This window comes from Mycobacterium sp. ITM-2016-00316, assembly GCF_002968335.2.
GTDB lineage: Bacteria > Actinomycetota > Actinomycetes > Mycobacteriales > Mycobacteriaceae > Mycobacterium.
Window position 1 is genome coordinate 2,522,517 of sequence record NZ_CP134398.1, and the last position, 25,757, is coordinate 2,548,273.

General features: G+C 68.1%; 25 protein-coding genes and 1 pseudogene. 16 read left to right on the plus strand and 10 right to left on the minus strand.

The window, feature by feature from the left end:
* Positions 1 to 93: 93 nt before the first annotated feature.
* Entirely contained in the window at positions 94 to 1,305 is a 1,212-nt protein-coding gene (locus C6A86_RS12210; protein WP_105365306.1) for an acyl-CoA dehydrogenase family protein, read from the minus strand.
* Positions 1,306 to 1,352: 47 nt separating this feature from the next.
* Positions 1,353 to 3,065, minus strand: coding sequence for a CocE/NonD family hydrolase (locus C6A86_RS12215; RefSeq protein WP_105365305.1), 1,713 nt, complete (start codon positions 3,063 to 3,065; stop codon positions 1,353 to 1,355).
* A gap of 63 nt (positions 3,066 to 3,128) precedes the next feature.
* On the opposite strand from C6A86_RS12215, the gene C6A86_RS12220 reads away from it, so the two are divergent.
* Positions 3,129 to 3,725, plus strand: a complete 597-nt coding sequence (locus C6A86_RS12220) for a TetR family transcriptional regulator (RefSeq protein ID WP_105365304.1) — start codon at positions 3,129 to 3,131, stop codon at positions 3,723 to 3,725.
* On the opposite strand, the gene C6A86_RS12225 is transcribed toward C6A86_RS12220, so the two are convergent.
* Entirely contained in the window at positions 3,701 to 4,930 is a 1,230-nt protein-coding gene (locus tag C6A86_RS12225) for an NAD(P)/FAD-dependent oxidoreductase (protein WP_105365303.1), read from the minus strand. The two genes, C6A86_RS12220 and C6A86_RS12225, sit on opposite strands and share 25 nt — an antisense overlap.
* A gap of 75 nt (positions 4,931 to 5,005) precedes the next feature.
* On the opposite strand from C6A86_RS12225, the gene C6A86_RS12230 reads away from it, so the two are divergent.
* Positions 5,006 to 5,761 (plus strand): YebC/PmpR family DNA-binding transcriptional regulator, encoded by a 756-nt coding sequence (locus C6A86_RS12230; RefSeq protein ID WP_105365302.1) that lies wholly within the window; start codon positions 5,006 to 5,008, stop codon positions 5,759 to 5,761.
* Here C6A86_RS12230 and C6A86_RS12235 read toward each other — a convergent pair whose 3' ends face one another.
* Positions 5,762 to 6,409, minus strand: a complete 648-nt coding sequence (locus C6A86_RS12235) for an SDR family oxidoreductase (RefSeq protein ID WP_105365301.1) — start codon at positions 6,407 to 6,409, stop codon at positions 5,762 to 5,764. It abuts the gene before it with no gap.
* A gap of 31 nt (positions 6,410 to 6,440) precedes the next feature.
* Between C6A86_RS12235 and C6A86_RS12240 the strand changes: the two genes are divergently transcribed.
* The 6 genes and pseudogenes from C6A86_RS12240 (at position 6,441) to C6A86_RS12265 (ending at position 10,143) form a co-directional block, all read left to right on the plus strand.
* Positions 6,441 to 6,749, plus strand: a complete 309-nt coding sequence (locus C6A86_RS12240; RefSeq protein ID WP_105365300.1) for a hypothetical protein — start codon at positions 6,441 to 6,443, stop codon at positions 6,747 to 6,749.
* A gap of 77 nt (positions 6,750 to 6,826) precedes the next feature.
* Positions 6,827 to 7,402: a crossover junction endodeoxyribonuclease RuvC gene (ruvC, locus tag C6A86_RS12245; protein WP_105365299.1), complete on the plus strand. Its 576-nt coding sequence runs from the start codon at positions 6,827 to 6,829 to the stop codon at positions 7,400 to 7,402.
* Positions 7,399 to 7,989, plus strand: a complete 591-nt coding sequence (gene ruvA, locus C6A86_RS12250; protein WP_105365298.1) for a Holliday junction branch migration protein RuvA — start codon at positions 7,399 to 7,401, stop codon at positions 7,987 to 7,989. The genes ruvC and ruvA overlap by 4 nt, the downstream gene beginning before the upstream one ends.
* Positions 7,989 to 9,048 (plus strand): annotated as a pseudogene (gene ruvB, locus C6A86_RS12255) (Holliday junction branch migration DNA helicase RuvB). Before ruvA ends, ruvB begins: the two are co-directional and overlap by 1 nt.
* A gap of 5 nt (positions 9,049 to 9,053) precedes the next feature.
* On the plus strand, positions 9,054 to 9,443 hold the full coding sequence (locus C6A86_RS12260; protein ID WP_105365296.1) for a DUF1304 domain-containing protein: 390 nt from the start codon (positions 9,054 to 9,056) through the stop codon (positions 9,441 to 9,443).
* Between the two features lie 40 nt (positions 9,444 to 9,483).
* Positions 9,484 to 10,143 (plus strand): hypothetical protein, encoded by a 660-nt coding sequence (locus C6A86_RS12265; RefSeq protein WP_105365328.1) that lies wholly within the window; start codon positions 9,484 to 9,486, stop codon positions 10,141 to 10,143.
* Between the two features lie 5 nt (positions 10,144 to 10,148).
* Here C6A86_RS12265 and C6A86_RS12270 read toward each other — a convergent pair whose 3' ends face one another.
* Together C6A86_RS12270 and C6A86_RS12275 are read right to left on the minus strand one after the other, a co-directional pair.
* Entirely contained in the window at positions 10,149 to 11,219 is a 1,071-nt protein-coding gene (locus C6A86_RS12270) for a GGDEF domain-containing protein (RefSeq protein WP_105365295.1), read from the minus strand.
* Between the two features lie 88 nt (positions 11,220 to 11,307).
* A complete protein-coding gene (locus tag C6A86_RS12275; RefSeq protein ID WP_105365294.1) occupies positions 11,308 to 11,772 on the minus strand; it encodes a MarR family winged helix-turn-helix transcriptional regulator in 465 nt (154 codons plus the stop codon).
* Between the two features lie 84 nt (positions 11,773 to 11,856).
* Between C6A86_RS12275 and C6A86_RS12280 the strand changes: the two genes are divergently transcribed.
* Positions 11,857 to 12,654 (plus strand): alpha/beta hydrolase, encoded by a 798-nt coding sequence (locus C6A86_RS12280; protein ID WP_311101151.1) that lies wholly within the window; start codon positions 11,857 to 11,859, stop codon positions 12,652 to 12,654.
* Here the strand turns inward: C6A86_RS12280 and C6A86_RS12285 are convergent.
* Both C6A86_RS12285 and gabT read right to left on the minus strand, forming a co-directional pair.
* Entirely contained in the window at positions 12,651 to 13,751 is a 1,101-nt protein-coding gene (locus C6A86_RS12285; protein ID WP_105365292.1) for a diguanylate cyclase, read from the minus strand. The two genes, C6A86_RS12280 and C6A86_RS12285, sit on opposite strands and share 4 nt — an antisense overlap.
* Positions 13,752 to 13,799: 48 nt before the next feature.
* Positions 13,800 to 15,143 carry a 4-aminobutyrate--2-oxoglutarate transaminase gene (gene gabT / locus C6A86_RS12290; RefSeq protein ID WP_105365291.1) on the minus strand — a complete coding sequence of 448 codons (1,344 nt, stop codon included), beginning with the start codon at positions 15,141 to 15,143 and terminating at the stop codon, positions 13,800 to 13,802.
* A 268-nt stretch (positions 15,144 to 15,411) separates the two neighbouring features.
* Here gabT and yajC point away from each other — a divergent pair, with 268 nt between their 5' ends.
* The 7 genes from yajC (at position 15,412) to C6A86_RS12325 (ending at position 23,796) form a co-directional block, all read left to right on the plus strand.
* Positions 15,412 to 15,771, plus strand: coding sequence for a preprotein translocase subunit YajC (yajC, locus tag C6A86_RS12295; protein WP_311101152.1), 360 nt, complete (start codon positions 15,412 to 15,414; stop codon positions 15,769 to 15,771).
* 78 nt (positions 15,772 to 15,849) lie between these two features.
* Positions 15,850 to 17,631: a protein translocase subunit SecD gene (gene secD / locus C6A86_RS12300; protein WP_311101153.1), complete on the plus strand. Its 1,782-nt coding sequence runs from the start codon at positions 15,850 to 15,852 to the stop codon at positions 17,629 to 17,631.
* 3 nt (positions 17,632 to 17,634) lie between these two features.
* Positions 17,635 to 18,873 (plus strand): protein translocase subunit SecF, encoded by a 1,239-nt coding sequence (gene secF, locus C6A86_RS12305; protein ID WP_105366218.1) that lies wholly within the window; start codon positions 17,635 to 17,637, stop codon positions 18,871 to 18,873.
* A gap of 11 nt (positions 18,874 to 18,884) precedes the next feature.
* Positions 18,885 to 20,528, plus strand: coding sequence for an ABC transporter substrate-binding protein (locus C6A86_RS12310; protein WP_105366217.1), 1,644 nt, complete (start codon positions 18,885 to 18,887; stop codon positions 20,526 to 20,528).
* Between the two features lie 19 nt (positions 20,529 to 20,547).
* Positions 20,548 to 21,084 (plus strand): adenine phosphoribosyltransferase, encoded by a 537-nt coding sequence (locus C6A86_RS12315; RefSeq protein WP_311101154.1) that lies wholly within the window; start codon positions 20,548 to 20,550, stop codon positions 21,082 to 21,084.
* 65 nt (positions 21,085 to 21,149) lie between these two features.
* Entirely contained in the window at positions 21,150 to 23,486 is a 2,337-nt protein-coding gene (locus C6A86_RS12320; RefSeq protein WP_105366215.1) for a bifunctional (p)ppGpp synthetase/guanosine-3',5'-bis(diphosphate) 3'-pyrophosphohydrolase, read from the plus strand.
* A gap of 16 nt (positions 23,487 to 23,502) precedes the next feature.
* Positions 23,503 to 23,796, plus strand: coding sequence for a DUF4333 domain-containing protein (locus tag C6A86_RS12325; RefSeq protein WP_105366214.1), 294 nt, complete (start codon positions 23,503 to 23,505; stop codon positions 23,794 to 23,796).
* Positions 23,797 to 23,806: 10 nt separating this feature from the next.
* On the opposite strand, the gene C6A86_RS12330 is transcribed toward C6A86_RS12325, so the two are convergent.
* Both C6A86_RS12330 and C6A86_RS12335 read right to left on the minus strand, forming a co-directional pair.
* On the minus strand, positions 23,807 to 24,790 hold the full coding sequence (locus tag C6A86_RS12330) for a peptidylprolyl isomerase (RefSeq protein WP_105366213.1): 984 nt from the start codon (positions 24,788 to 24,790) through the stop codon (positions 23,807 to 23,809).
* Positions 24,791 to 24,794: 4 nt separating this feature from the next.
* Positions 24,795 to 25,670, minus strand: coding sequence for a peptidylprolyl isomerase (locus C6A86_RS12335; RefSeq protein ID WP_105366212.1), 876 nt, complete (start codon positions 25,668 to 25,670; stop codon positions 24,795 to 24,797).
* Positions 25,671 to 25,757 lie beyond the last annotated feature (87 nt).

Below are 25,757 nucleotides of genomic sequence, written 5' to 3' on the forward strand. Positions count from 1 at the left end.
AAAATTAGGCCGACCGTGTTTCCCCGGCGTGACGGCCGTGTTCCGACCCGCTGCGAGGTTCGCGCCCCGAAATTGACTCTGGCGTAAGTCGTTTCAGCGAATGGGCAGGCCGGTGATGGCGCGGCCCATCACCAGACGCTGGATTTCACTGGTGCCTTCGAAGATCGTGAAGATCTTTGCGTCACGGTGCATCCGTTCGACGGGGTACTCGCGGGTGTAGCCGTTGCCGCCGAGGATCTGGATGGCCTCATCGGTGACGTACACGGCGGTCTCGCTGGCCACCAGTTTGGCCATCGACCCCTCGGCGTTCTCGAACTGCTTGCCATTGCGCGCCATCCAGCCGGCCCGGTACACCAGCAGGCGGGCGGCGTCGATGCGGGCCTTCATGTCGGCCAGCTTGAACGCGACACCCTGGAAATCGCCGATCTTGCGGCCGAATTGCTCACGCTCGCAGGCGTAGTCGAGCGCGTACTCGTAGGCCGCGCGCGAGACGCCGACGGCCATCGCGCCGACGGTGGGGCGGGTCCGCTCGAAGGTCGCCATCGCGGCCTGGCCGGCGGCCTTCTTGCCCTCGCGCACCTTGGCGATCTTCGCGTCGAACTTCTCCTTGCCGCCGACGATCAGGCGCCCGGGAATGCGGACATCGTCGAGGACCACCTCGGCGGTGTGTGAGGCGCGGATACCGTGCTTGAGGAACTTCTGGCCCTGGCTGAGACCCTTTGTGCCGGGCGGGATGATGAACGACGCCTGCCCGCGGGTGCCGAGTTCGGGGTGTACCGAGGCCACGACGACATGGACGTTGGCGATGCCGCCGTTGGTGGCCCAGGTCTTGGTGCCGTTGAGCACCCATTCGTCGGTGGCCTCGTCATAGCGGGCCCGGGTCAGGATCGAGCCGACATCGGAGCCGGCGTTGGGTTCGGATGCGCAGAACGCGGCGACCTCGGGCTTGTCGACGGTGCCGAACATCTGGGGCAGGAACTCACCGATCTGCTCGGGGGTGCCGGATCCGGCGACGGACGCTGCGGCCAGTCCGGTGCCCAGGATGGACAGCGCGATACCCGCATCGCCCCAGAACAGTTCCTCGAAGACGACGATCATGCCGAGGCCGGAGGGTTCGGCGGTTTGTTCGGCCATCATCTCCAGCGAGTAGAGGCCCACCTTGGCGGCCTCCTGGATGATCGGCCAGGGGGTTTCCTCGCGCTCATCCCACTCGGCGGCGGCGGGCCGCACGACGTCGGCGGCGAATTCGTGTACCCACTTCTGCACGTCGAGCAGGTCGGAGGACAACTCCAGGGAGAAGGTCATGGCGGCTACCTTACTTTGGAGTAAGTTACTCCGGTGCCGACTGTGGCTCAATTAACACTGGCGAGGACCGGCAGCAGCAGGCGCGACGATGACCGCACCGTGTTGCGGCTGCTGGTCCCCACCCCGGCGTGCCGGAAGTTCATGATGGCCGGTGTCTGCGGATCCTGGTCGTCGCCGGCGATCACCAGCCGGATGCGGTTCCCGGCGGCGAACCGCCGCGCGTTGGGCACCAGTGGGATCCGATACTCCACATCCGCGCCGATGGGCACGGCGACCGGGATCCGGCAGGGGAGCACCGGGGCGCCGGGCGTGCTGGCCGCCTCGTCGACCGCCCGCAGGCCTGCCCGCAACCAGCCTGCCGTCACATCGGTGACCTCCCCGTCGGGTGCCACGTCCTGCATCGTGACGATCCACGCCGTGTCGGCGGCGGTGGTCGAGGCGATCATCCGCAGCTCGATCTCGCCGACGATGTCCACCTCGGTCTCCAGCGGAGCCGACGTCCAGGTCAGGCTCGCCGGCGGGTCGATTGCGCTGGCTTTGACCCGGCCGGTTCCGGCGCCCAACGTCATGAATTGTCGTGCGCCGCTGTCGCCTTCGTCGGCCCCGAGAGTGCCGTCGGCCCGCAGCGCGAACTCGTGGAGGTCGGCCTTCGGTGGCCAGGTCGGCGCGGAACGCCAGCCCGGCGCGCCGGGCAGGGCGTAGCGGACGGGATCACCGTCGAGGATGCCGGTGTCGCGGCCCTTGAGCCAGTGGTCGTACCACGCCAGGGCCTCCTCGTGCAGGCTCTCCCACGGCCAGGTCAGTCCGAACCTGTCCAGCATGCCCATCTGCACATTGGGGTTGTGCGCCAGCCCTTTCCAGGCGATGAACGTCGACGGCAGGTGCAGCGGCACGTTCTCCCAGTCACATCCGAGATAGACCGGGATATCGATGTGGGACAGCAGCGGGGTGAGATCGCGCTCATCCCACCACTCGTCGCGGACGGGGTGGTTGACGAAGACGTCGAGCCACAGCTGGTCCCAGGGGTGCGGATCGTGGGGCAGCTTGAGCAGCTGATGCATCATGGTGACCGCCGCCTCGCCGTTCATGGTGCCGAACTTGCGGTGCAGCGGAGCAAGATTGAGCACCTTACGGGCGAATTGCACGGGCAGGCTGCGCCAGAACTCGTCGCCGCGTGCCGCGGTCAGGCCCATCATGGACAGAAACGGTGTGATGAACGCCGAGCTCACCAGTCCGTGATGGGACGACGCCTCGAACAGATCCGCGGTGACCGCCAGCGGGAAGATCGCCTTGAGATGCGGGGGTCGCTCGACGGCGGCCTCCAACTGCGTCATCGCGAAATAGCTGATGCCGATCATCCCGACATTGCCGTCACACCACGACTGGGCGGCCGCCCATTCGACCAGATCGTGCATATCGCGCCGCTCATTGGCATCGAAGAAGCCGAATTCGCCACCGGAGCCGCCGGTTCCGCGGAGGTTGGCGATGACATGCACGTAGCCGCGGGACACCCAGAACTCGGTGTTGCCGGCCTCGATAAAACCCATCGGCGCGCCGAGATCCTGGATCTGGCGGGGGTAGGGAGATGCGGCGATGAGCGCGGGGAAGCGGCCGTGGCCGTCGGGGCGATGTACGTCGGCCATCAGCGAAATGCCGTCGCGCACCGGCACGGCCACGTTGATGTCGTGGCGGATGGCATGCTCCGGCTCGCTGAGATTGCGGAAGGTGCGGCCGGTGGTCTGGGGACCGTTCAAGGTCATGAGTTTCACGCTACGTTGAAACTAGTCTCAACGCAACGTGAAACTCTTGGTAGTGTTCCCGGCATGCCGAAGAAGCCGCCGCCCGGGCCGCGCGACGACCGCGGGGTGCTCTCGGCGCGCATCCTGACCGCCGCTCGCGAGGAGTTCGCCCAGCACGGCTGGGCCGGCACCACCCTGCGTGCGATCGCCCGTGGCGCCGACGTCGACCCGGCGCTGATCTACCACTACTTCGGTTCCAAGGAGGCACTGCTCGACGCCGCGACCACCCCGCCGGCACGCTGGCTGGAGGCCGTCGCCGCCACCTGGGCCACGCCGCCGGCGGAACTGGGCGGGGCGCTGCTGCGGCTCATGCTGGGCGCCTGGGCCGACGACGAGGTAGGGCCGGTACTGCGGGCCATCCTGCTGACCGCGGCGCACGAGGAATCGACGCGGGAGAAGCTGCGCAGGGTCGTGGAAGGCAGCCTGATGGGTGCCTCGCAGGTGGGCGACGACGAGCGGGACCGGCGCATTCGCAGCGGACTGATCTCCTCGCAGATCATGGGACTGGCCATGATGCGCTATGTCTGGCGGGTCGAACCGGTGGCCTCGATGAGCGAGGACGCCCTGGTGGCCGCGATCGCGCCGAACCTGCAGCGCTATGTCGACGGGGACGTGTCCTGACCGGTCGCCGGTGGTGTCTGCACCTCGGGGGCGGCCGCGGCGAGCAGCGCGGCCCGGTCGCCGGTCAACGGCGGATAGATCCGCTCGGTGTTGATGATCGTCTTGGTGGCCTTCGCCGCCGCGCCGGTGGAGCTGACCGTGCGGTCCCAGCCCTCGGTGTACACCGCCCCGGCCGGACCGAGGTCCAGCACCGTCACATACCAGGGGATCCGCAGCGTCAGCAGCGGTGCGCCCACCAGATCACTGATCACGTTGTGGCCGGCGTAGCGGCCCATCGGCCTGCTGTGCTGACACGACATCACCGATGAATGCCCGTCGTCGACCTGCACCACCGCCACATCGCCTGCGGCAAAGACGTCGGGCACCCCCTCGACGCGCAGCAGGCCGTCGACCGGGATGCGGCCCAGCCGGTCCGTGGTGACGGGCAGCTGCGCGGCCAACGGATTCGCCCGCATTCCGGCGCACCAGATGACGGTGGCTGCCGGTATCACCGCGCCCGAGGACAACGTCACCGAGTCGGCGGCCACCGCGGCCACCCCGGTTCCGGTGATTGCTTCGACCCCGCACCGGGTCAGTGCCTCCTCGATGACCGGCCGCGCCGCGGCGCCCATATCGGAGCCGACGGCCCGGTTGTGGTCGATGAGCAGCACCCGGGGCGTCAGTGCAGGCCCGAAATGCGCGGTCAGCCGGGCGGGCAGTTCACACGCCGTTTCGATACCGGTCAGCCCGGCCCCCACCACCGCGACCGTGCCCGCGCCCGGGATGTCGGGTTCCAGCGAGTCCAGGTGCTCGCCCAATCGTGTTGCGCCGTCGTAGGTGTCGACATCGAACGCGAAGTCGCGCAGACCGGGGATGTCCGGCAGCGCCAGTTGGCTGCCGGCGGCCAGCACCAGCCGGTCGTAGTCGACGGCGACGGTGCCGTCCGAAGTGCGTGCGGTGACGGTGTGGCCGTCCGCGTCGATGGCGGTGGCCGTGCCGAGCAGCTGCGAGACACCGGCGGGCGCCAGCAGCCCATCGAGAGGTAGTCGGCACGCACCGAGATCCCGCTCGTAGTTGCGCACCCGGATGTCGTGGTGGGCGGTACGGGACAGCACCGTGATCTCGACGGAGTCCGGTGGCAATCCGAGCTCGTCGATCCGTCGCGCCGCACCCAGGGCGGCCCACAAACCGGCGAATCCCGACCCGATGATGAGAACCTTGCCCACCCAAGCAGGGTGTCACGAATGAGGGTGCCCGTAGACTGGGTAGTCGACGTTTGACCAGAAAGAGGGCGTACCTGCATGAGCGGCCATTCCAAGTGGGCCACCACAAAGCACAAGAAGGCCGTCGTCGACGCCAAGCGCGGCAAGATGTTCGCCAAGCTGATCAAGAACATCGAGGTCGCCGCCCGCACCGGTGGTGGTGACCCGTCGGGCAACCCGACGCTGTATGACGCCATCCAGAAGGCCAAGAAGTCGTCGGTGCCCAACGACAACATCGAGCGCGCCCGCAAGCGCGGTGGCGGCGAAGAAGCCGGCGGCGCCGACTGGCAGAACATCACCTACGAGGGCTACGGGCCCAATGGTGTTGCGGTGCTTATCGAATGCCTCACCGACAACCGCAACCGGGCCGCCGGCGAGGTGCGCGTCGCCATGACCCGCAACGGCGGCAACATGGCCGACCCGGGATCGGTGTCCTATCTGTTCTCCCGCAAGGGTGTCGTCACCCTCGACAAGAACGGCCTCACCGAGGACGACGTGCTCGCCGCCGTGCTGGAAGCCGGCGCCGAGGAGATCAACGACCTCGGCGAGAGCTTCGAGATCATCTCCGAACCCACCGACCTGGTGGCCGTGCGCACCGCGCTCCAGGACGCCGGTATCGACTACGACTCGGCGGACTCCGGGTTCCAGCCGTCGGTCAGCGTGCAGGTGGACCTCGAGGGCGCCCGCAAGGTGCTCAAGCTGATCGACGCGCTCGAAGACAGCGACGACGTGCAGGACGTCTACACCAATATCGACATCCCGGACGACGTCGCGGCTCAGCTCGACGAGGAGTAGTCAGAGAGCTTCCGCGATCGGCGTCCGGCCACCGATGACCTCGAAGGTCCGGCCGGCCGACGCGGGGGAGTCCAGCACCGCCAGCAGTACCGCCGCGACATCGGCGCGTGCGATCTCGCCGCGGCCGGTGGACTCGGCGATCTCGACCGTGCCGGTGCCGGCGTCGTCGGTGAGCCGGCCAGGGCGCACGATGGTGGTGTGCAGACCGCTGCGGCCCCGCACGTTCGCGTCGGCCTCGGACTTTGCCCTGATGTAGGCCAGGTAGACCTCGTCGTACCCGTCGTCGAGGCTGCGGTCATCGGCCGACATCGCCGACACCATCACATACCGGGGCACACCCGCGGCCTCGGCCGCGTCGGCCAGCAGGATCGCCGCGTCCCGATCCACCGTCTGCTTGCGCGCCACACCGCTGCCCGGGCCGGCCCCGGCGGCGAACACCACCGCATCGGCCCCACGCAGCGCTTCGGTGACCTGCTCCACCGTGCTGCTCTCCAGATCCAGCACCACCGCCTGCGCGCCGACCGCCTCCAGATCGGGGCCGTGCGACGGGTTCCGGATCAGTCCGACCGGCGCGTCGCCCCTGGCCGCCAGGAGCTGTTCCAGAATCAACGCGATCTTGCCGTGCCCGCCCGCTATGACCACTCGCATCTCTCCATGGTGGCACGGCAAAATACCGCGGATGGCAGTCGTGACGGACCCCAACGGCACGCAGTGGTCGGTGCACCGGAGCTGGTGGCCGTTCCCCGATGTCGGTGACCTGGCCTTCGACGGGTTGATCGGGCTGCTGCTGGCGGCACCGTTTCTGCTGCTATGGCCGTTCTGGCTACTGGGCAAGATGCTCGGGGTGCGGTGGCGGGTCGTCGTCGAGCGCGAGGGCACGGAGATGGAGGCGCAATTGGTCCGGGGCTGGCGACGCTCCGGCGCGCGCATCGACGAATTGGCGCTGCAGGTGGCCAGGGGCTGGCGCTCCGGGCACTTCGCGATCTGAGGCGTGTCCCTCTCCGATTGTGTCGGGCTCGGCGGCTACGCTATCGAACACGTGTTCTGATCGGTGAAGGGGCTGGCGTGCGGGTAATGGGAGTCGATCCCGGGTTGACGCGCTGCGGGTTGTCGGTGATCGAGACCGGTCGCGGTCGCCATGTCATCGCGCTCGACGTCGACGTCGTGCGGACCCCGGCCGGCGAGGCGTTGGAGCGGCGGCTGCTCACCATCAGTGACACCGTCGAATACTGGATGGACACCCACCGCCCCGACGTGATCGCCATCGAGCGGGTGTTCGCCAACCAGAATGCCAACACCGCGATGGGCACCGCGCAGGCCGGCGGCGTGATCGCGCTGGCCGCCGCCCGCCGCGATATCGATGTGCACTTCCACACCCCCAGCGAGGTCAAGGCCGCGGTCACCGGCAACGGCCGGGCCGACAAGGCGCAGGTCACCACCATGGTCACCAAAATCCTTGGTCTACAACAGAAGCCGACGCCCGCCGACGCCGCGGATGCGCTCGCACTCGCCATCTGCCACTGCTGGAGGGCGCCGATGATCGCCCGGATGGCCGAGGCCGAAGCCAAGGCCGCCGAGCAGAAGAAGCTGTATCAGGCCAAGCTCAAGGAGCAGGCGAAGTTGAAGGCGGTGCGGGCATGATCGCCTCGGTGCGCGGCGAGATCATCGAGATCGCCCTCGATCACGCGGTCGTGGAGGCCGCCGGTGTCGGCTACAAGGTGATGGCCACCCCGTCGACGCTGTCCACGCTGCGCCGCGGCGAGGAGGCCCGGCTGATCACCGCCATGATCGTGCGCGAGGACTCGATGACGTTGTACGGCTTCGCCGACGGTGAATCGCGCGACCTGTTCAGCACGCTGCTGGGGGTCTCCGGTGTCGGCCCGAAGATCGCGCTGGCCACCCTGGCCGTGTACGACGCGAGCTCGCTGCGCCAGGCGCTGGCCGACGGTGATGTCACCGCGTTGACCAGGGTGCCGGGCATCGGAAAGCGCGGCGCCGAGCGGCTGGTGCTGGAACTGCGCGACAAGATCGGTGCGGTGCCCGGCGCCGGCGGTTCGGCAACGGTCACCGGACACGCGGTGCGCATGCCGGTGGTGGAAGCCCTTGTCGGCCTTGGCTTCGCGGTCAAGCAGGCCGAGGAGGCCACCGACAAGGTGCTCGCCGATGATCCGGCGGCCACCACGTCGACCGCGCTGCGCGCGGCACTGTCGATGCTGGGTAAGAAGTAATGGGCCGTTTCGATTCAGAACCCGACGATGACATCGAGGAGCGGGACGTATCGCCGGCGCTGACCGTCGGTGAGGCCGACGTCGACGCCAGCCTGCGGCCGCGCACGCTGGGGGAGTTCATCGGGCAGCACCGGGTGCGCGAACAGCTCCAGCTGGTTCTCAGGGTGCCAAGAACCGGGGCGGCACACCGGATCACATCCTGCTGTCCGGGCCGCCCGGCCTGGGCAAGACCTCACTGGCGATGATCATCGCCGCCGAGCTGAGCTCGGCGCTGCGGGTGACGTCCGGCCCGGCGCTGGAACGCGCCGGGATCTCGCGGCGATGCTGTCCAATCTCGTCGAGGGTGATGTGCTGTTCATCGACGAGATCCACCGCATCGCGCGGCCCGCCGAGGAGATGCTGTATCTGGCGATGGAGGACTTCCGGGTCGACGTCGTGGTCGGCAAAGGCCCTGGGGCGACCTCGATCCCGCTCGACGTGGCACCGTTCACCCTGGTGGGCGCGACCACCCGCTCCGGCGCGCTGACCGGCCCGCTGCGCGACCGCTTCGGTTTCACCGCGCACATGGATTTCTACGAGCCGGCCGATCTGGAACGGGTGCTCCACCGTTCGGCCGGGATCCTCGGGATCGAACTGGAGGCCACCGCCGGCTCCGAGGTCGCCCGCCGCTCCCGAGGCACCCCGCGTATCGCCAACCGGCTGCTGCGCCGGGTCCGCGATTACGCGGAGGTACGTGCCGACGGCATCATCACCCGCGATATCGCCAAGGCGGCGCTGGCGGTCTACGACGTCGACGAACTCGGCCTGGACCGCCTGGACCGTGCGGTGCTCTCCGCCCTGACCCGCAGCTTCGGTGGCGGACCGGTCGGGGTGTCCACCCTGGCCGTCGCGGTGGGGGAGGAAGCCACCACCGTCGAGGAGGTGTGCGAGCCGTTCCTGGTGCGGGCCGGGATGATCGCCCGCACCCCGCGCGGCCGGGTCGCGACACCGCTGGCATGGACACATCTCGGTCTGCAACCGCCGGTCACCGGATTCGGCCAGACCGGGCTGTTTGAATAGTCCCCATGCTCACCGCCGGTCTCATCGTCGCCAGCCTCGCCGCCCTGCTGCACGTGTACATCTTCGTGATGGAGTCGCTGACCTGGACCGCGCCCCGCACCCGCGCGACCTTCGGGCTGAGCGCCCAAGAGGCGGAGGCCACCAAGGAAATGGCTTTCAATCAGGGCTTCTACAACCTGTTCCTGGCCATCGTCACCGGGATCGGGGTCGGCGCAGCGCTCGTCGGCCACTGCTCGGTCGGGACCGCCCTGGTGCTGGCCGGGGTGGGATCGATGCTGGCGGCCGCACTGGTGTTGTTGGTGTCCTCGCCGGACAAAGCCCGCGCCGCCGTCACCCAGGGGGTGTTCCCGTTGATTGCGGTCCTGCTCGTCGCGGTCAACCTGGTTACCGCTTGATCAAGGTGGGTAATCCCTCGCCATGACCGAGGAGGCCACCATGTCCGATACCCGAGTACGTCCCGCCCGTGGCGGCAGACTGGCGATATCGCGCAGCCGCGGTGCGCTCAGCGGATTCTTGCTGATCCTGCTCGGCCTGTGGGGTGCCTTCATCCCGTTCGTCGGCCCCTATTTCGATTTCGCGTACACCCCTGATTCGCCGTGGACGTGGACGCTGGGCCGGGGCTGGTTGGAAGTGCTGCCGGGTGTGGTGGCCGTGATCGGTGGCCTCCTGCTGCTGGTGTCGCGCAATCGCGCCACCGCGATGCTGGGCGGATGGCTGGCCGTGGCTGCCGGTGCGTGGTTCGTGGTCGGGCGTGCGCTGGCGGCGCCGCTGGCCCTCGGCAACGTCGGTAACCCGGTGGCTGTCACCGAGGCCAAGCGGGTGGTGTTGGAATTGGCGTACTTTTCCGGCCTCGGCGCGCTGATCGTCTTTCTGGCCGCGGTCGCGGTCGGGCGGTTGTCGGTGCGCAGCGTCCGGGACGTGGAGATCGGCCATACCGAAACGGCCACCCCGGTCGCCACGACGGGCGCGCAGCCGGTGGTGATGCCGGATCAGAAGACTGAGGTCATCGGACCCACCGCGGAGGCCGGCCGCAAGCGCGGCTGGCGGGGCATCTTCGGGCGGCGCGACCGCAACAGCGAGCTTGCACACCACTGACTGATCTACGGTGGCACGGTGTCCGACGCGTGGCGGACCTGATTGCCGCCGGCCCGCTTGGCGGCGTACATCGCGCGGTCCGCGGCGCCGAGCAGCTCATCGAGTGCCTCCCTGGAGGACGGCAGACGCGCGGCAAAGGCGGTGCCGACGCTGGCGGTGACGCCGTCCGGTATGCCTGCGATCGCGGCGCGAACCCGGTCGGCGAGGTGAAGTATGTGTCGGTCACCGGTCGTGGCGGCGATGCAGAACTCTTCGCCGCCGATACGGGCCACGACGGCATCGCCTCCGGCGACCCTGCGCAGCACAGCGGCCACCGCTTTGAGTACCTCATCGCCGGCGGCGTGTCCCAAGGTGTCATTGATCTGTTTGAAGCAGTCCAGATCGACCATCACCAGCCCGAGCGCCCCGCGCCCGCGGAGGATGCGACCGGCCCGATGTCCTACGGCCCGGTAGAACCCACGCCGGTTGTGCAGGCCGGTGAGAACGTCGACGTCCGAGTTCACCGCGTCAGCGCCCAGCAGCTGGACCAGTATCTGGCCCATCATGGGCACGGTGAGCATGCTCGCCAGAATCAGCAGAAGCTGGCTGATCGCCAGGGCGGGATCGCCGATCATGGCGGCCCGCACGCCGCAGATCGCCGCGGTACCTACTCCGATTCCGAGCACCAGTGCCAGGAAGGGGCTGTTCTGGGTGAACGCCACCAGTCCGCCGATCGCCGAGAAGATGGCGCATGCCAGCAGTCCGTGCTGTGGCTCCAAGACGATCAGGCAGGCCGCCGAGACGCTCACCGCGGACAGCACCGCGAAGATGCGGGACACCCGCCGCGACGGCCATCGGATCAGCCATGCGACCGTCATGCTCCAGCACAGCACGGTCGCCGAGATCGCGATGACGTAGGTCGGCCATCCGGAGGGCACAGCCGGGCTCCACAGCAGCAGCAACGGCACGAATCCGAGTCCGGTGACCGTGGTGGCCATGATCAACTGCAGGGGCCAGCGGAGCTGTTGCGACTCCAGGTACACCGAAAGCCACTCATAGTGGTCGGGTTGCCGCCACCACCGGCGAATCGTGTTCATCGAGTCAGTTCGTGTGAAAGATCGAGCTCCATTGTGTCCGGTATCACTGTACGGCGTTCAAGCAGGTGCTCAGCACACCGATGCGCAGCTAGCTGCGGGACTGCTCGGGGTCCAGTTCGTCGAGCAGCTGCTGCATCGTGCGGCACATCTGGGTGAAACGGTCGCGACCGACGACGTCTGCCCAGCGTTGCTCGAGATCGATGACTCGGTCTCCGGCAGCGGCCATGAGAGCGCGCCCCCGTGCGGTCAGGTCGATGAGCTTGGCTCTACCGTCTGCCGGGTCGGGGCGACGGCTGAGGTATCCCGACTCGACGAGATCGTTGATCAGCTCCGACGCCGCCGCCAGGCTCAGCTGTGCCCGGTCAGCCAGTTCGGTCAGTCGGATGCCACCGGTGCGGATGTTGCCGAATATCTGGAAGTGCGGTTCGCGGACATCGCCGAAGCCGGCGGCCGCGCGGGGCTCGGTCAGGTCATCGCGGAACAGCCGCAGCAGCCGGACGAGGAGTTGGCCGACCGCCAGACGGTCGTCGGGGTGCTCACTTGACGGAGCCATGGACGATCAGCATACTACGGTTACCGAAGTTTCGGCTTCCGAAGTAATTGGAGAGTCATGGCCGTCGAGCAAATCGTCACCGATGTGGGCAGGCTGCACGTCGAGACGCTGGGCGCCGGTCGGCCGGTGGTGCTGTGGCACAGCCTGTTTCTGGATTCTCGATCGTGGTGCGGCGCCGCCGAGGACCTGGCGGGCAGCCGCTCGGTGGTGGTGATCGACGGGCCGTCGCACGGCGGCAGCGAAGCCATCGGGCGCGACTTCGGCTTTGCCGACTGTGTAGCCGCGGCCGTGTCGGTGCTGGACGCGCTCGGCATCGACGAACCCGTGGACTGGGTGGGCAACGCCTGGGGCGGGCACGTGGGAATCCAACTGGCCGTGCACCGGCCGGAGCGCGTGCGCACCCTCACCACGATCGGCACACCCGCCCATGCTCTGCGAGCGGTCGAACGCTGGACCAAAGCCTGGCCGCTCGTGCAGCTCTATCGGTTCACCGGGCCGAACCCAGTGCTGCTGAAGCCGCTCGCCGACGCGCTGGTGGGGCGGGAATCATATTCTGCTGCACCGAACCTCGCGGACGAGGTGATGAGTGCTTTCATCCGAGCGGACAGGCCTTCGATGTTCCGTGCCATGCGGTCGATGATGCTGAACCGTCCCGACATGTCCGCCGACATGGCCCGGATTGCCGCCCCGGTGCTCATGATGGCAGGCCGAGACGACATCACCGGCTGGCGGCCGGCCGACGCCCAGACCGTCGCGGACGGGATGGCCGACGCCACCGTGGTGGGAGTCCGCGGCTCCGGGCACTCCTCGCCGCTGCTGATCGACCGCGAGTCGGTCATCGCCGGCCTGCAACGGTTTTGGAGTGGTGCCCGGGCGCGCTAGAGCGCGCCGAATTCGTGATTGTTGCGGTGCGCCCGATTTCCGCCGGCGCGTTTGGCGCGGTACATCGCGTCATCGGCCGCCTCGACGAGCCGGTCGACCAACTGGGAGATCTCCTGGTCGGTGAGATTGCCGATCTTCGCCAGAGCCGAACCGATGCTGACGGTGATCGCGTCGGGCAGGGCGGCCACGTCGAGGCGGATCCGCTCGGCCAGTGCCGCGGTAGCCGCGTCGTCGAGATGGCCACACACCAGGAACTCTTCGCCGCCGAAGCGGGCGGCGACGATATCGTCGCCGGCGGCCTGCTCGCGCAGGATCTCCGCGACGGTGATCAACAGCCTGTCGCCCGCGGCGTGCCCGCGGGTGTCGTTGATGCGTTTGAAACCGTCCAGATCTACCAGGATCACACCGAGGGTGCCGCCGTGCCGGGCGGCCCGGCCTATCAATTCGTATGCGGCACGGTGGAATCCGCGCCGGTTCAGGATATTGGTCAGGGAGTCGACATCGGATTCCGCGGCGTCGCTACCCAGCAGCCGGACCAGCACCTGAATCGAGCCCGGCACCGCCAGCACACCGACGAGGATGACCAGGAACTTGCTTACTGCGCCGGCGGGATCCCCGGCCAGAGCGAAGCGGACCGCGTTGATCCCGGTGGTGGTCACGGCCACACCGATGACCGCCACCAGATACGGGCTGGTGTGGAAGAACGCGACGTAACCGGCCATCGCCGCGAAACATGCGCAGCCGAGGAGTCCGGCCACCGGGTCGCGGTCCAGCAGGCAGGCCGCGGCGATGCACAGTGTCGCGGTGACGGCGAATGCCTTCGACTGCTCGCGCGTCGGCCAGCGGCGGGCCCACAGCGCCGCCATGGTCGCCGTGATCAGCGCCAGGATGCCCGACAGCAGGGTGGGCAGACCGTCAGCGGGCCCGCCGGGGCTCCAGTGCATCAGCACCGGTGCGGTACCCAGCGCCACGATGACGGCCACCATCATCGACCGGGTGAACCCACGCAGTCGCTGGGCGTCGAGATAGCCGGAGAGCCAGTCGTAGTGGTCGGGCTGGCGCCACCACGAGCGCAGCAGGGCCGGGTACGCGGTCATTCGGTCGGATGCTAGGCGATCCCATGCCCGTTGAACCGGGAAAACCGGTTACCCAAGTTCCTTGAGCGCTGCGGCCAGCACGTCCAGACCCTCGTTGAGCAACTCGTCACTGATCGCCAGCGGCGGCAGGAAACGCAGCACGTTCCCGTAGGTGCCGCACGACAACACGATGACCCCCTGGGAGTGGGCGGCCGCGCACAGCGCCTTCGTCAGATCGGCATCGGGCTCGATACCACCGGGCTTGACGAGTTCGACCGCGATCATCGCGCCGCGCCCGCGCACATCGCCGATCCGGTCGTCATCGGCCTGCAACTGGTGCAACCGATCCTTCATCAGCGTCTCGATCGCAGCCGCGCGTTCCACGAGACCGTCGGATTCGATGGTCTCGATGGTGGCCAGCGCTGCCGCGCAGGCGACCGGGTTGCCGCCGTAGGTGCCGCCCAGGCCGGAGACGTGCGGTGCGTCCATGATGTCGGCGCGGCCGGTGACCGCTGACAGCGGTAGGCCGCCGGCGATGCCCTTGGCGGTGACGATGAGGTCCGGCTCGATCCCTTCGTGCTCGCAGGCGAACATGGCCCCGGTACGGGCGAATCCGGTCTGGACCTCGTCGGCGATGAACACGACATCGTTGTCCCGGCACCAGGCCAGCAGGGTGGCCAGGAAGCCCTGGGCGGGAACGATGAACCCGCCCTCACCCTGGATCGGCTCGATGATGACAGCGGCCAGGTTGTCCGCCCCGACCTGCTTGTCGATCACGCTGATCGCGCGCCGGGCGGCCAGTTCACCGTCGGTGGCCAGTTCCTTGCCGAACTCAGCGTCCCGGAACGGATAGGACAGCGGCGCCCGGTAGATCTCGGGCGCGAACGGGCCGAACCCGTTCTTGTAGGGCATCGACTTCGCGGTCAGCGCCATGGTGAGGTTGGTGCGGCCGTGGTAGGCGTGGTCGAAGGCCACCACCGCCTGCTTGCGGGTGTAGGAGCGGGCGATCTTGATCGCGTTCTCGACGGCCTCGGATCCGGTGTTGAACAACGCCGAACGTTTCTCGCCGGCACCGGGGGTCAGCCGGTTGAGGTGTTCGCAGACGTCCACATACTGCTCGTAAGGCGTCACCATGAAACAGGTATGGGTGAACTGGCCCGCCTGGGCGGCGACCGCCTCGGCCACCCGGGGCGCGGCATTGCCGATGGTGGTGACCGCGATACCGGACCCCAGGTCGATGAGCCGGTTGCCGTCGACATCCTCGACGATGCCGCCCCCGGCGCGGGCGGCATAGACCGGCATCGTGGTGCCGACGCCGCGGGACACCGCGGCGTTCTTGCGGTCGATCAGGGCCGACGACTTCGGCCCTGGGATGGCGGTGGCGAGATGACGGGTCTGTTCGACGGCAGTCACGGCTGACTCCTGATCGGGGGGTGGGCTAAACCCTAATCCGCCGGCCGCGGATGCGGGTGAAAACCACTGCTGACACGGGATACACCTTCGGAATGCGTGTATTGGAAGGAATTGTGCCACGAATTCGGTTGGCTCAGCACCGTGCGGCAGACGTGTTACGTCGTACCCCGCCGTCGGAAGCTGCAGGGGTGAGCCGATGGAGGGGAGCAGCGGTAATGGCACACTGGTGTGCCGTACCCGCTGAACAACCGCGAAGGACAGCAGTTTCATGGATCTCGTCGTATTCCTGCCCCTCATCCTCATCATGGGCGCTTTCATGTTCTTCGCGTCGCGCCGGCAGAAGAAGGCCATGCAGGCCACCATTGATCTGCACGAGTCGCTGACCATCGGCGATCGTGTGCACACCACGTCGGGTCTGCAGGGCACCATCGCCGGTATCACCGACGACCACGTCGACCTCAAGATCGCTCCCGGCGTCGTCACCACCTGGATGAAGCTGGCCGTCCGGGACCGCATCGAGGACGCCGATGACGACGAATACGAAGACGACGAAACCGACAGCTACGAAGACGAGTCCGGCGCCGTGGAGTTGACCGACAGGCCGGCACCCAAGACTGACGGCAACTGACTCAGCTTCACCGCGTACCCTCCCGGTAGCGCCAAGCAGTGCGCTATCCCCTGATCGTTTCAAGGAGACCCAAGAACCGTGGCTTCGTCTTCGGCGCCGGTCCACCCTGCCCGCTATCTGACGCTCTTCATGGTGCTTCTCGTCGGTGTCTACCTGCTGGTCTTCCTGACCGGGGACAAGCAGGCCGAACCGAAGTTGGGCATCGATCTGCAGGGCGGCACCCGTGTCACTCTCACCGCGCGCACGCCGGACGGCTCGCAGCCCTCGCGGGAATCGTTGTTACAGGCGCAGGAGATCATCAGCTCGCGTGTGGACGGGCTCGGCGTCTCGGGCTCCGAGGTCATCATCGACGGCGACAACCTGGTCATCACCGTTCCCGGCGATGACGGTTCCGAGGCCCGCAGCCTCGGTCAGACCGCGCGGCTCTACATCCGCCCGGTGATCCACGCCATGCCGGCGCAGGCTCCCGGCGATCCGGCCGCCCAGGCGCCCCCCGCGGGCGCGCCGGGTATGCCCGGTCTGCCCGGCGGCGACCCCGGGATGCCGCCGCTGCTGGCGCCGGCCGAGCCCGAGGCCCCTATCCGCACTCCCGGTGAACCCGCCGCCGAGCCGGGCGCCCCCGCCCCGCCGCCCGCCCAGCCGCGTCCCTATCCGCTGGAGCCCGCACCCTCGCCGTCACCCACGCCGGCGCCCGGGCAGCCGCCCGCACCCGGCCAGCCCCCCGCTGCCCCCGGCACACCGGATGAGGATGCCGACCTGGCGCAGCGCATCGCCGATGAGAAGCAGCTGCGGCAGAGCACCGACCAGAGCATCCAGTTGCTGGCGCTGCAGTTCCAGGCCACCCGCTGCAACGAGGAGGATGTGCTCGCCGGCAACGACGATCCCAACCTCCCGCTGGTCACCTGCTCGGTGGACCACAACACCGTGTACCTGCTCGACAAATCGATCATGAGCGGTGAAGAGATCAAGACCGCCGGATCCGGACTGGATCCGCAGCGCGGTGACTACGTCGTCGATGTCGAGTTCAAGAGCGGTGGTTCCCAGACCTGGGCCGACTTCACCGCCGCCAACGTCGGCACCCAGACCGCGTTCACGCTGGACTCGCAGGTCGTCAGCGCCCCGGAAATCCAGGAGGCGATTCCCGGTGGCCGCACCCAGATCACCGGACAATTCACCGACTCCTCGGCGCGCGAGCTGGCCAACGTGCTCAAGTACGGCTCGCTGCCGCTGTCCTTCGAGTCCTCGGAAGCCGAAACCGTTTCGGCCACACTCGGTTTGACCTCGCTCAAGGCGGGGCTGATCGCCGGCGCGGTGGGACTGGCGCTGGTGCTGCTGTATTCGCTGCTCTACTACCGGGTACTGGGATTGCTGACCGCGCTGTCGCTCATCCTGGCCGGTGCCATGGTCTATGCCCTGCTCGTGTTGCTCGGCAGATACATCGGCTACACGCTCGACCTGGCCGGCATCGCAGGTCTGATCATCGGTATCGGGACGACCGCCGACTCGTTCGTGGTCTTCTTCGAGCGCATCAAGGACGAGATCCGCGAGGGCCGCTCGTACCGTTCGGCGGTGCCGCGCGGTTGGGCCCGTGCCCGCAAGACGATTCTGTCCGGCAACGCCGTCACCTTCCTGGCCGCCGCGGTGCTCTACTTCCTGGCCGTCGGCCAGGTGAAGGGCTTCGCCTTCACGCTGGGCCTGACCACCATCCTGGACGTCCTGGTGGTGTTCCTGGTGACCTGGCCGCTGGTGTACCTGACGTCGAAGTCCGCGACGCTGGCCAAGCCGGCGTACAACGGGCTCGGCGCGGTTCAGCAGATCGCCCGCGAGCGGCGTGCCGTGCACTCGACAGGACGGGGTTAGTCAATGTCGGCCAAGCACTCCTCGGAAGAGACCACCGTGGCTGAGACCGCGTCCGGCGGGATCCCGAAGCACAGCTTCTTCGTGCGCCTCTACACCGGTACCGGCGCCTTCGAGGTCATCGGCAAGCGCAAACTCTGGTACGCCATCAGTGGCGTCATCGTCGGCATCTCGCTACTGGCCATGCTGGTGCGCGGGTTCACCTTCGGTATCGACTTCGAGGGCGGCACCAAGTTCTCGATGCCGGTCGACGGCGCCAAGGGCCAGGCCACCACCGAACAGGTCGAGACGGTCTACAGCGACACGTTCGGCAGACCACCCGAGACGGTGGTCATCGTCGGCAACGGCCCGTCGGCCAGCGTGCAGATCCGCACCGAGACGCTGAACAACGAGGACACCGAGAAGCTGCGCGTCGCGCTGTTCGATGCCTTCGCGCCCAAGGGTGCGAACGGCGAGCCCAGCAAGCTGGCCATCAGCGACTCGGCGGTGTCCTCGACCTGGGGCGGGCAGATCACCCAGAAGGCCCTCATCGCGCTGGTGGTGTTCCTGGTGCTCGTCACCATCTACATCACGGTGCGCTACGAGCGATACATGGCGCTCGCGGCGCTGGCGGCATTGTTCTTCGACCTGATCGTCACGGCGGGCGTCTACGCGCTGGTGGGTTTCGAAGTGTCTCCGGCCACCGTGATCGGCCTGCTGACCATCCTCGGCTTCTCCCTCTATGACACCGTCATCGTGTTCGACAAGGTGGAGGAGAACACCGACGGATTCGAGCACACCACCCGCCGGACGTTCGCCGAACAGGCCAACCTCGCCGTGAACCAGACGTTCATGCGCTCGATCAACACCAGCCTCATCTCGGCGCTGCCGATCATCGCGCTGATGGTCATCGCGGTCTGGTTGCTCGGCGTGGGCACCCTGCAGGATCTGGCGCTGGTGCAGTTGGTCGGTGTCCTCGTCGGCACCTACTCCTCGATCTATTTCGCCACCCCGCTGCTGGTGACCCTGCGGGAGCGCACCGAGCTGGTGAGCAAGCACACCAAGCGGGTGCTGCGCCGCCGCGCAGCGGCCGCGGCCAAGTCCGGTGCCGACGCCGACATCGACACCGATGAGGACACCGATGCCGAAGGCGGCGAGGACACGGTGAGCGTGACCGCCGCACCCTCGGCCCCCGCACCGGACAAGCCCGCCCCCGGCGCGCGCCCGAACCGGCCCACCCGACCGTCGGGCAAACGGCGGACCTAGTGTCCCGGTCTGTGAAGCAGCGGACCGGCACGGCGGTGGCCGCGCTGTCGCTGTCGGTGGGTTTGGTGCTGGCGGGCTGCTCGTCCGGTTCCGACGACGTCATCGACTACGCCGTGGACGGATTGCTGGCCACCTACAACACCAATTCGGTGGCGGGTGCAGCATCCGGCGGTCCGCAGGCCTTCGCGCGGGTGCTCACCGGCTTCACCTACCGCGGCCCGGACGGTCAGATCGTCAGCGACCGCGACTACGGCACGGTCTCGGTGGTCGGTCGCGCACCGCTGGTGCTCGACTACGAGATCAACGCCAACGCCGTCTACTCCGACGGCAAACCGATCACCTGCGATGACATGGTGCTGACCTGGGCCGCGCAGTCCGGCCGGTTCCCGGCCTTCGACGCGGCCAGCACCGCCGGTTACCGCGACATCGCCACCATCGACTGTGTGCCGGGCCAGAAGAAGGCCCGGGTGTCCTTCGCCCAGGATCGCGCCGTCGTGGACTACGGCCAGCTGTTCGGGGCGACCGCGATGCTGCCGTCGCATGTACTCGCCGACGAGCTGGACCTCGGTGACGGCGGGGTCACCACCGCCGTGCAGACCAGCGATGTCGGGGCCCTGGATCGCATTGCGCGGGCCTGGAACTCGACCTGGGACCTGAGCACCGACGTCGACCTGAAGCGGCTGCCGTCCTCCGGCCCGTACAAGGTGGATTCGGTGACCGCGGAGGGCGCGGTCGTGCTGGTGGCCAATGACAAGTGGTGGGGGGCCAAGCCGGCCGCGCCGCGGGTGACGGTGTGGGCGCGCGGCGCCGATATCCAGGATCGGATCAACAGCGGGGCCTTCGACGTCGTCGACATCTCGACCGGCTCATCGGGCACCCTGAACCTGCCCGCGGGGTACTCCCGCACCGACACCGCATCGGCCGGTATCGAGCAGCTGATCTACTCGGCGCAGGGGCCGATGGCCGCACCGCCGGCGCGGCGTGCCCTGTCGCTGTGCACACCGCGAGACACCATCGCGCGCAACGCGCAGGTGCCGATCGCCAACGCCCGGCTCAACCCCACCACCGAAGATGCCGTCTCGGCCGCCGAAAGTGCGGGGGAGGCAGGGCAGTTCAGCGTCGCCAATATCGAGGGCGCGCGGCAGGCGCTGAACAACCAGCCGCTGACCGTCCGGATCGGATACCAGAGCCCCAACCCGCGACTGGCCGCCACCGTCGGCGCCATCGCCCAGGCCTGTGCCGCCGCGGGGATCACCGTCACCGAGGCCGCCGGCGATTCCGTGGGCCCGCTGAGCCTGCGCGACAACACGATCGACGTGCTCATCGCCAGCACCGGAGGTTCCCCGGGCAGCGGCTCGACGGGCTCGTCGACCCTGGACGCCTACGATCTGCACACCGGTAACGGCAACAACCTGTCCGGGTACAGCAACGAGCGCATCGACGGCATCATCGACGCGCTGGTGGTGACGACGGTCCCCAAGGAACAGGCCCGCCTGCTGGGGGAGAGCGGACCGATCCTGTGGGCCGACGTCCCGACGCTGCCGCTGTACCGTCAGCAGCGGACCCTGCTGACCTCCAAGCAGGTGAGCGCCGTGAGCAGTAACCCGACCCGATGGGGAGCAGGATGGAATATGGACCGATGGTCGCTGACGTGAAGCCCGTCGGTCCACTGACATGACCGGCAGCAGGCAGGAAGCCGCCTCGCTCATCAGCGCCCTGACCCGTCATGTCGCCGACTTCCCGATCGCCGGCGTCGATTTCAAGGATCTGACCCCGGTGCTGGCCGATCCGCGTGGGCTGGCCGTCGTCACCGACGCGCTGGCCGAGGTGGCCGACGGGGTGGATCTGATCGCCGGGGTGGATGCCCGGGGGTTTCTCCTGGGCGCCGCGGTCGCGCTCAAGATGGGCACCGGGGTGCTCGCGGTCCGCAAGGGTGGCAAGCTGCCGCCGCCGGTGCACACGGTGCAGTACGACCTGGAGTACGGGTCGGCGACGCTGGAGATCCCCGCCGACGGTATCGATCTGGCCGGTCGCAGCGTTCTGGTGATCGACGATGTGCTGGCGACGGGCGGCACGCTGGCCGCGGCGGCCCAGCTGCTGGAAAAGGGTGGTGCCCGGGTGGCCGGCGCCGCGGTGGTACTCAAGCTGACCGCGCTGAACGGGCGCGCGGCGGTGCAACCGCTGCAGGTCACCAGCCTCATCATCGACTGAGGGCTATTGTCGAATTTCAAGCTGAGAACGTCAGGCTGAGAACTCCACTCGGCGAGGAGGTGAACATGGCGGACGAATCCGGCAACGGACAGGTCGTCGCGCCCGCGCCCGCGGCCGAGGTCACCTCGCCGGATACCTCGAAGATCAGCGCATCACGACGCGTCCGCGCGCGGCTGGCGCGCCGGATGACCTCGCAGCGCAGCCTGGTGAACCCGGTGCTCGAGCCGCTGGTCGCGGTGCACCGGCAGTTCCACCCGAAGGCCGATCTGGCCATCCTGCAGCGCGCCTACGATGTCGCCGAGGAGCGTCACGCCGATCAGCTGCGCCGCTCGGGTGACCCCTACATCACCCATCCGCTGGCGGTCGCCAACATCCTGGCCGAGCTGGGCATGGATACCACGACGCTGGTGGCGGCGCTGCTGCACGACACCGTGGAGGACACCGGCTACTCGCTGGAATCCCTGACCGACGACTTCGGCAGCGAAGTCGGCCATCTCGTCGACGGGGTGACAAAACTCGACAAGGTGGCCCTCGGCAGCGCCGCCGAGGGCGAGACCATCCGCAAGATGATCATCGCGATGGCGCGCGACCCACGGGTGCTGGTGATCAAGGTCGCCGACCGGCTGCACAACATGCGGACGATGCGTTTCCTGCCGCCGGAGAAGCAGGCGCGCAAGGCCCGTGAGACCCTGGAAGTCATTGCGCCACTGGCACATCGGCTAGGGATGGCCACGGTCAAGTGGGAGCTGGAGGATCTGTCGTTCGCGATCCTGCATCCCAAGCGCTATGAGGAGATCGTACGGCTGGTGGCTGACCGGGCCCCGTCCCGCGACACCTACCTGGCCCGGGTACGCGCCGAGATCGGGTCATCGCTGGCCGCCATGAAGATCAATGCCTCGGTGGAGGGCCGGCCCAAACACTACTGGTCGATCTACCAGAAGATGATCGTCAAGGGCCGCGACTTCGATGACATCCACGACCTGGTCGGGGTGCGGATCCTGTGTCACGACATGCGGGACTGTTACGCGGCGGTGGGTGTGGTGCACTCCTTGTGGCAGCCGATGGCGGGCCGTTTCAAGGATTACATCGCCCAGCCGCGTTACGGCGTCTACCAGTCGCTGCACACCACGGTGATCGGCCCCGAGGGCAAACCGCTGGAGGTGCAGATCCGTACCAACGAGATGCACGACACCGCCGAGTTCGGTATCGCCGCGCACTGGCGCTACAAGGAGGCCAAGGGGCGCAACGGCCTACCGGCGGGCAGTACCTCCACCGAGATCGACGAGATGGCCTGGATGCGCCAGCTCCTGGACTGGCAGCGGGAAGCCGCCGACCCCGGTGAGTTCCTGGAATCGCTGCGCTATGACCTCGCCGTGCAGGAGATCTTCGTCTTCACCCCCAAGGGTGACGTGGTCACCCTGCCCACCGGCTCCACACCGGTGGACTTCGCCTACGCCGTGCACACCGAGGTGGGGCACCGTTGTATCGGCGCCCGGGTGAACCACCGGTTGGTGGCGCTCGAACGCAAACTCGAAAACGGGGACCAGGTCGAGGTTTTCACCTCCAAGGCGGCAAACGCCGGGCCGTCACGGGACTGGCAGACCTTCGTGGTGTCGCCGCGCGCCAAGGCCAAGATCCGCCAGTGGTTCGCCAAGGAGCGCCGCGAAGAGGCGCTCGAAGCCGGCAAGGACGCCATCGTCAAGGAGGTGCGCCGCGGCGGACTTCCGTTGCAGCGGTTGATGAACGGCGACTCGATGAGCGCGCTCGCGCGCGAGTTGCACTATGCCGACGTCTCCGCGCTCTACACCGCGGTGGGCGAGGGGCACACCTCGGCGCGCCATGTGGTGCAGCGACTGCTGGCTCAGCTCGGCGGCGACGAAGAGGCCGAGGACGAGATCGCCGAACGGTCCACCCCGGCGACCATGCCGGTCCGGCAACGCACCAGCGACGATGTCGGCGTGTCCGTGCCGGGCGCGGCGGGGGTGCTGACCAAGCTGGCCAAGTGCTGCACCCCGGTGCCCGGCGACGTCATCATGGGGTTCGTCACCCGCGGCGGCGGCGTCAGCGTGCACCGCACCGACTGTACGAATGCGCAGTCGCTGCAGGACCAGTCCGAGCGCATCATCGAGGTGCAGTGGGCGCCGTCGCCGTCCTCGGTGTTCCTGGTCGCGATCCAGGTGGAGGCACTCGACCGGCACCGTCTGCTCTCCGATGTGACCCGTGTGCTCGCCGATGAGAAGGTGAACATCCTGTCCGCGTCGGTGACCACCTCCAACGACCGGGTGGCGATCAGCCGGTTCACCTTCGAGATGGGTGACCCGAAACATCTCGGGCACGTGCTGAACGTGGTGCGCAATGTCGAGGGTGTCTATGACGTGTATCGGGTCACGTCAGCGGCCTAGGTGCGATACTGCGCGCATGCGTAGAGCCTTCATGATCGTTCTTGCGTCGCTGGCCCTGATCGTCACCGGCTGCGGGTCCACCATCAAGCCCGAGGGCGCCGCGCAGTCGGTGACCGATCTGGTCTCCAAGGAGACCGGATTCACCCCGAAGGATGTCACCTGCCCGGACGGTGTCAAGGCCGAGGCGGGCACCGAGTTCGAGTGCACGTTCACCGGGCCGGACGGCGACTACGTCGCCAACGTCAAGGTCACCAAGGTCGAGGGTGAGAACGTCGAGTTCTACATCCAGTCCAAGCTCAAGGACAGCTGACCCACCGCGCTCACTGCACCCGCACCGTCTCGATGGTGACCGGGGTGGCCGGTTCGCCGTCATCGCTTCCGTCGCCGACGCCGCCGGCGGCGATCCGGTCCAGCACCGCGAGTCCGGCCTCGTCGATGGTGCCGAACACCGTGTAGGTGGGCGGTAGTTCGGAGTCCCGGTACACCAGGAAGAACTGGCTGCCGTTGGTGCCGGGGCCGGCATTGGCCATGGCCAGGGTGCCGCGGGGATAGATCACCGGGATCTTCATCGCGGGGTCTGTCAGCCGGTACTGGTTGGTCGGGTACTCGTTCGGAAACTGATAGCCCGGCCCGCCCTTGCCGGTACCCAGCGGGTCGCCGCACTGCAGCACCCCGAGCTCGGCGGAGGTGGTCAGCCGGTGACAGTCGGTGCCGTTGAAGTAGCCCTTCTGCGCCAGGCTGGCGAAGTTGTTGACCGTGCACGGGGCCTGCGCGTTGTTCAGTCGCACGCCGATTGCTCCCCGGTCGGTCGTGATCACGCCGTTCACGGTCGCCGGTGTCGTCGGCACCCTGCCCATCCTCGGCGGCGCAACCGGCCTGGCGGCGGGCTCCGAGGTCGTCAGGTACTGGCAGTTAAAGCCGGGCGCGGCCCGCGGTGCGAACGGCGGCAGCTCTTCGGCGGCGACGCCCGGCGCGGCGGTATAGCCCGGCGAGTCCGGGTCGTACTGGCGGATGTCCTCGACGATCGCCCGCGTCACCACGAACGTGAACACCAACACCAGCGCGCCCAGCACGGTGAGCAGGTACCCGATCACCAGACCGGCAATGGCCAGCCCCCGCCCGTCCTCACCGCTGCGCTTGATCTGGGACAGCGAGATGTGGCCGAACACGACGCCCAGCGGCGCGAGCAGGAAGGCGCAGATGAGCGAGGCGATGGCCAGCGCATTGGTCGGCCGGGGCGGAGGCGGATAGCCGTACGCCGGTGGGTAGCCGGGCGGATAGGACCCGTACGGCGGGACGCTCATCGACTCAGTCCAGCTGGATCGTCTTCACCTGAACCTTGGTGGCCGGCGGGCCGTCCTGGCCGCCGCCCTCCACCCCGGCGCCGGCGATCTTGTCCAGGGTGGCCAGACCGGTTTCGTCGATGGTGCCGAACACGGTGTAGTTCGGCGGCAACTGCGAATCCCGGTAGACCAGGAAGAACTGGCTGCCGTTGGTACCGGCACCGGCGTTGGCCATGGCCAACGTGCCGCGCGGGTAGAGCACCGGCTGCTGCAGCGCCGGGTTGTCCGGCTGGTACTGGTTGGTCGGGTACTCGTTGGCGAATTCGTAGCCAGGGCCGCCGGTGCCCTGGCCGGTCGGGTCACCGCACTGCAGGACCGACAGGCTGTCGCTGGTGGTCAACCGGTGGCAGGGGGTGTCGTTGAAGTAGCCCTGCCCGGCCAGGCTGGCGAAGCTGTTCGAGGTGCACGGCGCCTGCGCGTTGTTCAGCATCAGGCCGATGTTGCCCTGGTCGGTGGCCATGCTGACGCTGATCTCGGCCTCGTCCATCGGGATCTTGCCGGTGCGCGGCGGATCGACCTTCCTGCTCGCCTCGCCCGCCCCCGGGTACTGGCAGTCCTGGCCGAGACCGGCCGGCGCCACGAAGGGCGGCAGCTTGCCATCGGAGGCGGGCTGCGGGGCCGCCGGGTCCAGGCTGGTGGTCGTCGAAGCCGACGTGGTCTCCGGCGAGTCCTTGTTGGTGATGACCACGGTGGCCACCACCGCGCCGACCACCACGAGCACACCGGTCACCGAGGCGATGATGGTGATCAGACGTTGCCGCTTGGCCCGCTGCTCCCGGCGTTCGAGTTGGCGCTCGAGCTTGCGCTTGGCCGCTGCCCGTCGCTGTTCGTTGGTCGGCACCGCCGCTGTCCTCCTCGGGTCTGCGCAGCGTCGGCCGCGCGTTCACATCGGCACCGAGTGTGCCAGGCGTTTCTGAGTGCGGGCCGT

Coding starts and splice junctions, on each gene's coding strand:
- C6A86_RS12210 (WP_105365306.1), bottom strand. CDS start 1,305: ATGACCTTCTCCCTGGAGTTGTCCTCCGACCTGCTCGACGTGCAGAAG.
- C6A86_RS12215 (WP_105365305.1), bottom strand. CDS start 3,065: ATGACCTTGAACGGTCCCCAGACCACCGGCCGCACCTTCCGCAATCTC.
- C6A86_RS12220 (WP_105365304.1), top strand. CDS start 3,129: ATGCCGAAGAAGCCGCCGCCCGGGCCGCGCGACGACCGCGGGGTGCTC.
- C6A86_RS12230 (WP_105365302.1), top strand. CDS start 5,006: ATGAGCGGCCATTCCAAGTGGGCCACCACAAAGCACAAGAAGGCCGTC.
- C6A86_RS12235 (WP_105365301.1), bottom strand. CDS start 6,409: ATGCGAGTGGTCATAGCGGGCGGGCACGGCAAGATCGCGTTGATTCTG.
- C6A86_RS12240 (WP_105365300.1), top strand. CDS start 6,441: ATGGCAGTCGTGACGGACCCCAACGGCACGCAGTGGTCGGTGCACCGG.
- ruvA (WP_105365298.1), top strand. CDS start 7,399: ATGATCGCCTCGGTGCGCGGCGAGATCATCGAGATCGCCCTCGATCAC.
- C6A86_RS12260 (WP_105365296.1), top strand. CDS start 9,054: ATGCTCACCGCCGGTCTCATCGTCGCCAGCCTCGCCGCCCTGCTGCAC.
- C6A86_RS12265 (WP_105365328.1), top strand. CDS start 9,484: ATGTCCGATACCCGAGTACGTCCCGCCCGTGGCGGCAGACTGGCGATA.
- C6A86_RS12270 (WP_105365295.1), bottom strand. CDS start 11,219: ATGAACACGATTCGCCGGTGGTGGCGGCAACCCGACCACTATGAGTGG.
- C6A86_RS12275 (WP_105365294.1), bottom strand. CDS start 11,772: ATGGCTCCGTCAAGTGAGCACCCCGACGACCGTCTGGCGGTCGGCCAA.
- C6A86_RS12285 (WP_105365292.1), bottom strand. CDS start 13,751: ATGACCGCGTACCCGGCCCTGCTGCGCTCGTGGTGGCGCCAGCCCGAC.
- yajC (WP_311101152.1), top strand. CDS start 15,412: ATGGATCTCGTCGTATTCCTGCCCCTCATCCTCATCATGGGCGCTTTC.
- secF (WP_105366218.1), top strand. CDS start 17,635: ATGTCGGCCAAGCACTCCTCGGAAGAGACCACCGTGGCTGAGACCGCG.
- C6A86_RS12315 (WP_311101154.1), top strand. CDS start 20,548: ATGACCGGCAGCAGGCAGGAAGCCGCCTCGCTCATCAGCGCCCTGACC.
- C6A86_RS12320 (WP_105366215.1), top strand. CDS start 21,150: ATGGCGGACGAATCCGGCAACGGACAGGTCGTCGCGCCCGCGCCCGCG.
- C6A86_RS12325 (WP_105366214.1), top strand. CDS start 23,503: ATGCGTAGAGCCTTCATGATCGTTCTTGCGTCGCTGGCCCTGATCGTC.
- C6A86_RS12330 (WP_105366213.1), bottom strand. CDS start 24,790: ATGAGCGTCCCGCCGTACGGGTCCTATCCGCCCGGCTACCCACCGGCG.